Raw genomic sequence first — 10,130 nt, forward strand, 5'->3', positions numbered from 1 at the left:
CTTCGAGTACAATGCTGCGGAAAGACTTGAGTATTGTACACCCAGTTCTACATGTCCGCCTTCTTCACCTCCAAGTAATAGCAAAAGGGCAATGTCTTGCGACGTTAACTCTATTGTTGAATTGTATTCCTTGCTAAAATCAGAATCGCCATTATTTAATGTGTCTATAAAGTTGTACGGGCCGGAAGAAGCACTAAATCCTTGATTGTGCGTGCCGTACTGATAGTCTAATTCGACACCAAACTTCTTGCTAATATGTACTGCCGCAAATGCTCCCGCGCTGTATCCCCATGTTGGTTGGTAATCCTGCTCGCTTGATGTATTGGTGATGTTCTCGTTTAGTATCCAAGTAGACTTCAGAGAACCCAAGCCACCGACTTCAATAGACTGTGCGTATCCTGATAACATAAATACGGATAATGCGATAGATAGAATTGTATTCTTCATGAGGCTAAAATATTTGTGTTACAATCCAAACAGGATAAGCTTGTTCCGTTGCTGGCAAGAAGCAGATACTAAGTATCCAAAATCGTGATTAAGCTCTAACATAAATAGCGCTGTAAATGGATTGGTGGATTTCTCTGAAGCATTGCCATCGCCAAATGCGCCAGTAGGATACCCATTATCTTTCCCTGTTCCGTTTATTACATCACCCAAGGCATACATAAGTCGTACACCAGCAACGAGTCCTGTATTGTCTGTTCCTGCAACGTAGTTACCTAGCCCAACAACTACAGACCAGTATGTGCCATTAAAGTTATCCGATACATCACCCAGGTCGCTTTCCATAACACCTTGCACAATGCTAAACTGCGGACCAATCTCGGCATAAGATCCCGTCTTTTCATTATTGCTTCTGTAGATTAGCGGGATGTCGTATGAATGCATGGCATACTTCAATGTTCCACTATTGCCATCTGCATTGTACTTCAAGTCTTGATTGAAGTGAGTTGACATAAACTCCACAACCACTTCGTTATTGTAGCTGAAATTCCACCCAATCTTTCCTCCGAATGAGTAACCAAATGAATGGTCGTACTGAAAATCTTTATCGTTTATCAAATTGGAGTTGAAGAGTAAATTGTATCCATATCCACCTTTGATTCCAATGTCTCCCCACTGTTGTGCAAAAGACGTCGTAACTGCCAAGAATAGTGCAGCGCTAATAAGTAATTTTCTCATATATTTGATGCCGTTCAGAGTTGAAGTAAATGTAGCAAAAAAATACATTTCAGATTTTAATTAATTGTAAAGTAATGGGAGAATTAGAAGGTAAAGTAGTATTAATTACAGGCGCTACAAGAGGTATTGGGAAGGCGATTGCAGAAGAAGTGGCCAAAGCTGGTGCATCCGTGGCATTTACTTATATGTCGTCTGACGAAAAAGCGCGAGAGCTTGAGCAACAGTTAACAGCAACAGGTATTAAAGCTAAAGGATACAAATGTGATGCTGCAGACTTTACAGCAGTAGACGAAATGGTAGCTGCAGTTGCAGAAGAATTTGAAACTATAGATGTATTGGTTAACAACGCTGGTATTACAAAAGATGGTTTGTTAATGAGAATGGGTGAAGAAGCTTGGGATGATGTTATGAATACAAATGCCAAGTCTGTATTTAACTGTACCAAAGCAGTACAGAAAATAATGCTTAAAAAGAGAAGCGGTTCTATCGTTAATATGAGCTCTGTTGTAGGTGTTAAAGGAAACGCTGGACAGTCTAATTATGCTGCATCTAAAGCCGCTATTTTAGGGTTTACTAAGTCTATAGCGCAAGAATTAGGATCAAGAAATATTAGATGTAATGCAATCGCACCAGGTTTTATCGAAACAGAAATGACGGCCGTTTTAGACGAGAAATTGGTAGAGTCTTGGACTGCTGGTATTCCGTTGAAAAGAGCTGGTAGTACAGAAGATGTATCGAGCTTGGTAATCTTTTTAGCATCGGATAAGTCGGCATATATTACTGGACAAGTAATAAATGTTTGTGGCGGAATGCTCACCTAATAAATAGTAAGAATTGGAAATTCAATTTTCTACAGATCATACTTTAATCTCTTTTTTAATTTGCGTCGCATTAGCGGCGCTTTTTGCCTTTGCATTATACTATAAAGAGAATCGCTTGAGTGCAGTATCTATATGGGTGAAACGAGCCTTATACATTCTACGCTTCAGCGCAGTATTAATCGTATTGCTTCTCTTGCTCGATCCGTTTATTAAAAGCTCGGATAAGAAGATTGAATCGCCCGTTATAATTATTGCACAGGATAATTCGGAATCCATTTTGTCTAGTGATAGTCTGTATTACAAAACGGTTTACAAAGAGAAATTAGATAAGCTGGTAGCTGATTTAAGGGAGTCGTACGAAGTAAATACCTATTCTTTTGGTACCAATGTGACCGAAGGAATTGAATATAGATTCGATGATAAGGAAACGAGTATATCTAACCTTATTGATGAGCTGGAAAACAAGTTCGAGAACAGGAACGTAGGTGCTGTGATTATTGCATCAGACGGTTTATTCAATAAGGGATCCAATCCTGTTTATTCCTCTAATGGCATTCAAGCACCAATCTATACCATTACTCTAGGAGATACTATCGTTAAGAAGGATTTGATCTTGGATAATGTGAAGTGTAATCGATTGGTATACTTAGGTAATCAATTCCCTGTTGAAGTAAGTATTAGCTCTTTTAAATGTGCAGGAGAAGCATATACCTTGTTTATCCATAAACAAGGGAAAGAAGTTTTTAAACAAGAGATTACAGTTGATCCGAAAAGAAGCCTAGAGAAGGTAACTGCCATTCTTAAAGCAGAAGCAGACGGTATTCAACATTATGTGGTTTCTGTTTCGCATTTGATTGAAGAGGTGACATATGTAAATAACCGACAAGATGTATACATCGATGTACTTGATAGCAAGCAACGTGTTCTAATTCTCGGAAATGCTCCACATCCTGATTTATCAGCTATTAAGAATTCCATCGAGTCTAACGATAATTACGAGGCGGAGCTGATTTATATGAAAGATTTTAATGGCGAGGTGAAGGATTACGGATTGGTTATTCTACACGACTTGCCAAGCAAACGGTATAACACAGAGATATTAGCTCGTAAAATGCTCGATCAAAACATACCAGTTCTGTATATAATAGGAGCCAATACATCCATCGCAACTTTTAATAAGTCGCAATCTTTGGTAAGCGTTGTTAACTCCAGTTCAGCGTTGAATAATAGTCAATCGGTGTTAAATGAGAACTTCGGCTTATTTGCTTTGTCTAATTCGGGCACTCAGCAATTAGCAGGCTTGCCACCTTTGGCTTGTAGGTTTGGAACGTATAAGATTGGTCCGCATGCTCAGATTCTCTTTAAACAGCAAATTGGTAGTGTGGCCTCCGATTACCCTTTATTTGTTTATGGTGACCTTAATGGGGCTCGATCGGCTGTAATAACGGGAGAGGGGTTGTTTCGTTGGAGGATGTATGAGTATAAAGAATATGGCAACCAGAATGGCTTCGACGAGTTGTTGAATAAAACGGTGCAATACTTATCTGTAAAGGTTAAGCGAGATAGGCTTCGGGTGACTACCAAAACAAGTTATGACGAGAATGAAGCAGTTTCTTTTAAAGTAGAGATGTACAACGAAATCTATGAACCTGTACTGGGTGAAGATGTTCAGATAGATGTGTACGATGCAGAGAATAATAAATACGAATACGTTTTTAGTCCAAACGAAGCTGGTAATATTTTAAAAGCAGGTGTTTTTGATTACGGAAGTTATCGTTTCGAAGCTTCTTCTAAGATTGGCAATAGTGTGTATTCTAGTAAAGGTCAGTTTGTTGTAAATCCTATAGTGGCAGAGAAAATGCGGAATATAGCAGATGTTAAATTGATGTATAACTTAGCGCTCGAAAATGGAGGTGAGATGTTTTATGAAAGTGAGTTAGAGAAGGTGTTGGACATAATAAACGCACGAGAGGATATTAAGTCTTACTCCTCTTTAGAATACACCTTTCAACGCATCATCAATCAAAAGTGGATTTACTTTATCATACTTGCCTTGCTGGGAGCTGAGTGGCTAATTCGAAAAAGAAGTGGGGCTTATTAATTAAAATTTTATCATGGAAGAGTTATTGTTTAATGCGGTGGTAGGCATATTGATTTTCTTTTTTCTTTCAGAAAGGCTGTTGGATTATTTAAACGATTCGAAAAACAGTTCTGTATTGCCCGATGAGTTAAAAGGGATTTACGACGAAGAAAAGTATGCCAAGTCGCAAGCGTACGATAAGGAGACATCTAGGTTTTCTTTGTACAGCAGTACGTTTAGCCTTGTGCTTATGTTGGGAATGTTGTTTTATGGAGGCTTTGCTATACTAGACGACTTCGTTAGGGGGTATACCGAAAATCCAATTCTTATGGCGTTGCTTTTCTTTGGTTTAATGACTTTAGGCAGCGATATATTAGGTTTACCATTCGACTTGTATTCCACTTTCGTAATAGAAGAGAAGTATGGTTTTAATAAGACCACGGCAAAAACCTATATCCTAGATAAGATAAAAGGAGCTTTACTTGGAGCTGTTCTCGGTGGAGGTATATTGTCAGCTATCGTATGGTTCTATATGGCTACTGGAGATATGTTCTGGGTGTATACCTGGGCTTTCATTTCCGCATTTATGATATTCATGGCAATGTTTCATACCACTTTGTTTGTACCGCTGTTCAATAAATTGGAGCCAATTAAAAATAAAGAGCTCGCAAAAGAGATTAAAGCGTATTGCGACAAAGTGGGCTTTAACTTAAGTAACCTATTTCAGATTGATGGATCTAAAAGATCATCGAAAGCGAATGCTTATTTCAGTGGTTTAGGAGGGAAGAAGACCATCGTTCTATTCGATACGCTTATAGAGAACCACACTATACCAGAGCTTGTAGCCGTGTTAGCCCATGAGGTTGGTCATTACAAGAAGAAGCACATATATGCTTCTATCGTGTTAGGTGTTTTGCAAATGGGTGTTATGCTTTTTGTATTATCTCTACTGATTAATAACGCTAGTTTGTCTTTGGTGCTTGGTTCACCAAATCAAAGCTTTCATTTAAGCATTCTAGTATTTGGCTTACTCTATACGCCAATCTCCATGATAACCGGAATTTTTATGAACATGTTATCGCGCAAGAATGAATATGAAGCAGATCGTTTTGCCGCAGATACCTTTGGAGGCGAGCCGCTTATGGAGGCACTTAAAAAATTATCGGTGGATAACCTGAGCAATCTCAGGCCTCATCCGTTATACGTGTTCTTAAACTTTTCGCACCCAACACTTATGCAGCGTTTAGGAGCGTTGAAATCAAGTTCATAACTAGTTGAAAAGGTATATCTCTTAATGATGCAATAATCGATTTTGCGATTAGATTTGTATTCTAACAACAACTAAATAATTAGAGATGAATCAATACGAACAAGTCGATATAAGCAAGTACCGTCCGGTAATACTTATAGGAGCAGGAATTATACTATTCTTGATTTTTGCAAGCAAAACATTTATTATCCTTGAGCCAACAGAAAGAGGAGTAATCTTTAAGAAATATGGCGATGGATTGGATACAGAAACTATTCTTGGTCAAGGTTTAAACGTAGTGGCACCATGGCACGATGTATTAAAATTTAATGTTGCAGATCAGCAAATTGAAGAGCCGATGGATGTGCTATCTCAAAACGGATTAAAGATCGACATTGATATTACATTACGATTTGCGCTTATACCGGGCGAAATAGGTCATTTGTATGAGCAATTTAGAATGGATTACGAAAAGAACTTAGTTCGTCCTTCTCTACGTTCTGCTGTACGTGAGGTGATCGGAAAATACCAACCAGAAGAGTTGTACTCTACCAAACGTCAAGTAGTAGCCGTTGAGATTGAAGAAATCATGACGGATATTTTAGGGAAAAGCCATATAACTGAAAAGTCTCTGGTTATTCGTTCTATTAAACTGCCAGCTTCTATTCAAAAATCTATTGAAACAAAGTTGATCGCTGAGCAAGAATCTCAAAAGTATCAATATGTTCTTGCTAAGAAGAAACAAGAAGCGGAAGGACGTATTGTTGATGCAACTGGTAAGGCAGAAGCAAATAGGATACTAGGTGCAAGTTTAACATCTAATATTCTTAAAGAAAAGGGAATTATCGCAACAGAAGCTTTGGCTAAATCGCCAAATGCAAAAGTGGTAGTTATTGGTTCAGGCAAAGATGGTTTACCAATTATCTTAGGAGGTAACTAAACTTTGTTTAGTTCAAAAATAAAGCGAGGGCTTCGATTAGTAATAGGATTATTGCTAATTGGAGCTCTTTTGTTTTTCGCTCGGTATTCAATTTTAGGTGCGGTTGGAGATTGGTTAATAAAGGAAGACCCAATTGGCGATAACCCTGTAACTCTTTTCGTATTAGGAGGAAATAGCCATGCGCGTGGTAAAGCAGGTTATGAGCTCTATGGCAATGGGGTAGTGGATCGTCTGGTTTGTACCGGAAAGAATATTCCAACTGTTTTAGAAGCCCTTGGGATAAAGAAGACGGAAGCCCAGATTTCTAGAACTCGAATGGTTAAGTTGGGTGTGCCAAATTCTAAGATTACAATAATAAATGAAGGAACGAGTACAAAAGAAGAATCTGAAATTATATTGGAGTACTGTAAGAAGAATGGATTAACAGAAGCTGCAATTGTAAGCTCAAAGTTTCACACAAGACGAGTTTGGAATACGTTTAAGCCGGATTTTGAGGCCGAAAAAATAAAGCTATATGTCTGGGGCTGTGGTAATGACTTCTATGATGAGAACGAATGGTGGGTGAGCGAAAGAGCTATGATAATGGTTAATAACGAGTACATTAAACACCTTTATTACGCTTTGAAATATTAAATAATTCGTTTAGATTTACTAAGAGCGATTTCAAAAAAAATAGATAGGTTATTTTAATTACCATATAAAACAAAAGATTTGAAAACAAAACACACACGCAAAATAATAGTATTTAGTTTGATGGTTTTCGCTGGTTCACTTGTTTTGGCAAGTTGTGGTAAGGATTCTGGTTACAATTATGCCAAGCATAATAAAAGAAGTAATAAAAGCCATAAGTCGCATAGTAAATTACCTAGTTCGCATACTGGTGTTGGTTTTAATAATAGCTCTGGTCACGGTCACTAAGAAAAGTTATTCTTAGTATAATATTAGAATTTTCTGGGTAGTCATCTCTCGGTTCGTTGTAACACGAGCAAGAAGAACTTTGTTGTTGTAAGATACCATTGGTATGATAACACGTTGTTCTCCTATTGCATAAGAGGAATAGTATAGTTGCTGCCCCGTTAAGTTGAAGAGCTCAATTCTTTGTATTTGTTCATCTTCATTTACGGAAATTATTAGTTGATCTTTTTCTACTACAGTAGACACCCCGACAGTGGTCTCATCGCCATACATCGGCATGCAAAAGTACGCGCTCTGGCTTGCTTCGATAAATGTGTTATTGGTAATAAGTACGTCTCCATTGTTCGCAACAAGGTTAAACGAACCTGTACCAAAATCACAGCATATACCATCTTCTTCCGAATCAAAAATTTCGAATTGGTAACAGTCTTCGCCTAAGCATAATGTGGATACATGTAGTTTGTTGCTAGCTAAATCAGATTCGGAGTACACTACATTGCCTTCTTTGTTTACTATCTGCCAGCTGGTTTCTTCTCCGTAATTGTCGGTCTGAAGAGATAATATTACATACCCAACGCTGTCGGCTACAACAAAAGAGTTTGTTATCGTATCGTTACTAGTATTTAAATCGGTTTGTCCGTTTGGATTGCTAGAATAGACTGTAAACGTTGGATTGTCACCTGCAATTAGATATGGGAATTCAATTTGTTCTAGGCTGGATGCACTGAGGTCGCCTTCCCATTGTAGAGTATCTATATCTTCTTCGTTTAATTGATAATAGATGTCTAAGGAATTGAGATTAATTGTGCCGTTGTTTTTTAACGTAATATGAAACTGCACCGAATCCTTACAAATGATGTCTTGGTTATTATCTAGTAAGTCGAATAGAGAAGCATCTAGTTCAATAGCAGCTACTGTTGGGTCGTATGTGCTAATCTCGGTAAGGTTTGCATTATTAGGAGCTAACCATGGCTGTAATATCGTTGCATCACTAGTTCCGTTATTCCAGGAAACGCCAAACCTTCCATAAAAGTCGGAGCCAAGCATGTTTGAGCAGGACGCAGCACCACCGAATAGCTGACCAACAACTTGGTGATTTGAATTGAAGAGAGGGGATCCCGATGAGCCACCTTCAGTAGTTCCTTCTTCCCAAACAACTCTCCATACATCTAGCATTTCGTTATTGTCAACGTTGAGTTGTTCCGTTTGTGTTGGAATATCGAAGTCTTTACTTATTTTTTTAACGTCGGCGTTAGGATGATGTATGCACGTGGTGTTGCCAGTAACGTCGTCTCTCGACCATCCGGAATATGCTACGTTATAACTTTCGGGAGGAGTGTCATCTAATTCCAAAAGAATAAAATCTGTCTCAATATTAGAAGCTCTAAGTTGTGCTCCAGCAAGCGATTGTGTAGTTGTTATGTTTTGTGTTATGCACTCTGGACTATCGAAATTGAATCGGAATATCCAGTCTTCTAACGGTTCGTGCCCAGCAATACAATGTTCTGCTGTTAGGAGGTAAGGGGTGCCATCTTCTAATTCATTATTTAGAAGGGTTCCCGTACAAAATCCCTGGCTGCCTACCATAATTAATGCAACTGAAGAAATTTCAGATTCCCATCCATCCCCTTCGGGGCAAGAAACGTTTATCTCGCAGTTCTGAGATCCGCCAAACGCTTTTGAGATAGATTTAAGATCAACGAAACCATGCGTAACGTTTGTTATGGTAAAGGTTCCGTCGCCATGAACGCTCTCAGGTTCATAGTATTCAATAATAATGGCATCACCTTCTAATAAATCGGTAGCGAAACTGCCAGATTCTTTATTGTTTCGGCTAGTAAATGCTCCGAGGAATTGCGTCTTCGCTTTATTGTAAATAAAAAGCTCTGCGCCTTCGGGTAAATAGAAGTTGTCGAAGACCAAGTTGAGGGAATAAGCATTTGGAGATTCAATGCCTAACGTCCATAGATAATCACCGTTTCTCAAGACCTCCCAATTATCACTGTTGGAAAGACTAAAATCAACTTCCGTTTTTTCTCCAAAGATGAAAGGACCAACTTTATTCCCAGGTTGTTTGGTTCTGCTGTTAATATATAGGGCTTGATTGTCTTGAGGAGGAAGTATTTCAAAATGAACAGAACCAACTATTTTTCCTGTGGAAAAGGCATGGGGAGTACCACCGCTAGATATTTGGGCCTGTAAGCTTATGTTTATCGAAACAACAATTAATGTAATTGCAATTAAAAGAATAAAGGGTTTAATGAATAAATTCAATCTACTGGTTTCGTTCCAAACGTACACATGGACGTTCTATTTTGTTCCTAGTAACTATTATTATACTTGGATTAGCATTTTTTCGAGCTTATACATTTCATCTCTTAATCTGGCTGCTTCGATAAAGTCATTCTCTTTAGCCGCTGCTTTCATTAATCGCTTAATTTTTTCAATATCAGCTTTGAGGTCATCTGTATTCTTGTATTTAACCTCCGGATCTGCCGCCATGTCAAACTCTTCTGGTTCTACATAATAGCGAGCATCTCTTTTAGATTTCCATTCAAGAACACCCGTTTGTCCAATAATCTCTTCTTTCGATTTACGTATGGCCGTAGGAGTGATGTTGTTCTCTAGGTTGTAATCCAATTGAATTTTTCGTCTCCTGTCGGTTTCGTCCATTGTCTTACGCATCGAATTGGTAATCTTATCCGCATAGAAAATTACTCTTCCGTTCACGTTTCTAGCTGCTCTGCCTGCTGTTTGGGTAAGAGATCTATGCGATCTTAAAAACCCTTCTTTGTCCGCATCAAGAATAGCTACCAAAGAAACTTCAGGTAAATCCAATCCTTCTCTTAATAAGTTTATCCCAATAAGTACATCAAAAGTTCCTAATCGGAATTCCCTCATTATCTCGATACGTTCTAATGTGTCAATGTCCGAATGGATATA

At 38.3% G+C, this 10,130-nt stretch carries 10 protein-coding genes; 6 read left to right on the forward strand and 4 right to left on the reverse strand.

The genetic code is table 11. The features are described from left to right. Positions 1–447, reverse strand: a 447-nt coding sequence (locus tag HRT72_10020; GenBank protein NQY68041.1) for a hypothetical protein, incomplete at its 3' end; no start/stop codon positions are given. 18 nt (positions 448–465) lie between these two features. Further along, positions 466–1,182 (reverse strand): outer membrane beta-barrel protein, encoded by a 717-nt coding sequence (locus tag HRT72_10025; protein ID NQY68042.1) that lies wholly within the window; start codon positions 1,180–1,182, stop codon positions 466–468. A gap of 74 nt (positions 1,183–1,256) precedes the next feature. Here HRT72_10025 and fabG point away from each other — a divergent pair, with 74 nt between their 5' ends. From fabG to HRT72_10055, 6 genes are all read left to right on the forward strand, one after another. After that, the gene (gene fabG / locus HRT72_10030; GenBank protein ID NQY68043.1) at positions 1,257–2,003 is read left to right on the forward strand and encodes a 3-oxoacyl-[acyl-carrier-protein] reductase; all 747 of its coding nucleotides are present in this window, start codon (positions 1,257–1,259) and stop codon (positions 2,001–2,003) included. 115 nt (positions 2,004–2,118) lie between these two features. Next, the gene (locus HRT72_10035; GenBank protein ID NQY68044.1) at positions 2,119–4,104 is read left to right on the forward strand and encodes a hypothetical protein; all 1,986 of its coding nucleotides are present in this window, start codon (positions 2,119–2,121) and stop codon (positions 4,102–4,104) included. A gap of 13 nt (positions 4,105–4,117) precedes the next feature. After that, positions 4,118–5,353, forward strand: a complete 1,236-nt coding sequence (locus HRT72_10040) for a M48 family metallopeptidase (GenBank protein NQY68045.1) — start codon at positions 4,118–4,120, stop codon at positions 5,351–5,353. Between the two features lie 85 nt (positions 5,354–5,438). Then, positions 5,439–6,272 (forward strand): prohibitin family protein, encoded by an 834-nt coding sequence (locus HRT72_10045; protein NQY68046.1) that lies wholly within the window; start codon positions 5,439–5,441, stop codon positions 6,270–6,272. A 3-nt stretch (positions 6,273–6,275) separates the two neighbouring features. Then, on the forward strand, positions 6,276–6,905 hold the full coding sequence (locus HRT72_10050; GenBank protein ID NQY68047.1) for a YdcF family protein: 630 nt from the start codon (positions 6,276–6,278) through the stop codon (positions 6,903–6,905). Between the two features lie 78 nt (positions 6,906–6,983). Continuing rightward, positions 6,984–7,190 carry a hypothetical protein gene (locus tag HRT72_10055; GenBank protein ID NQY68048.1) on the forward strand — a complete coding sequence of 69 codons (207 nt, stop codon included), beginning with the start codon at positions 6,984–6,986 and terminating at the stop codon, positions 7,188–7,190. 12 nt (positions 7,191–7,202) lie between these two features. On the opposite strand, the gene HRT72_10060 is transcribed toward HRT72_10055, so the two are convergent. After that, entirely contained in the window at positions 7,203–9,461 is a 2,259-nt protein-coding gene (locus tag HRT72_10060) for a trypsin-like peptidase domain-containing protein (GenBank protein ID NQY68049.1), read from the reverse strand. A gap of 60 nt (positions 9,462–9,521) precedes the next feature. Continuing rightward, on the reverse strand, positions 9,522–10,130 hold a 609-nt coding region (locus HRT72_10065), incomplete at its 5' end, for an excinuclease ABC subunit B (GenBank protein NQY68050.1).

Source organism: Flavobacteriales bacterium, from assembly GCA_013214975.1.
In the GTDB taxonomy this organism is placed as follows: domain Bacteria; phylum Bacteroidota; class Bacteroidia; order DT-38; family DT-38; genus DT-38.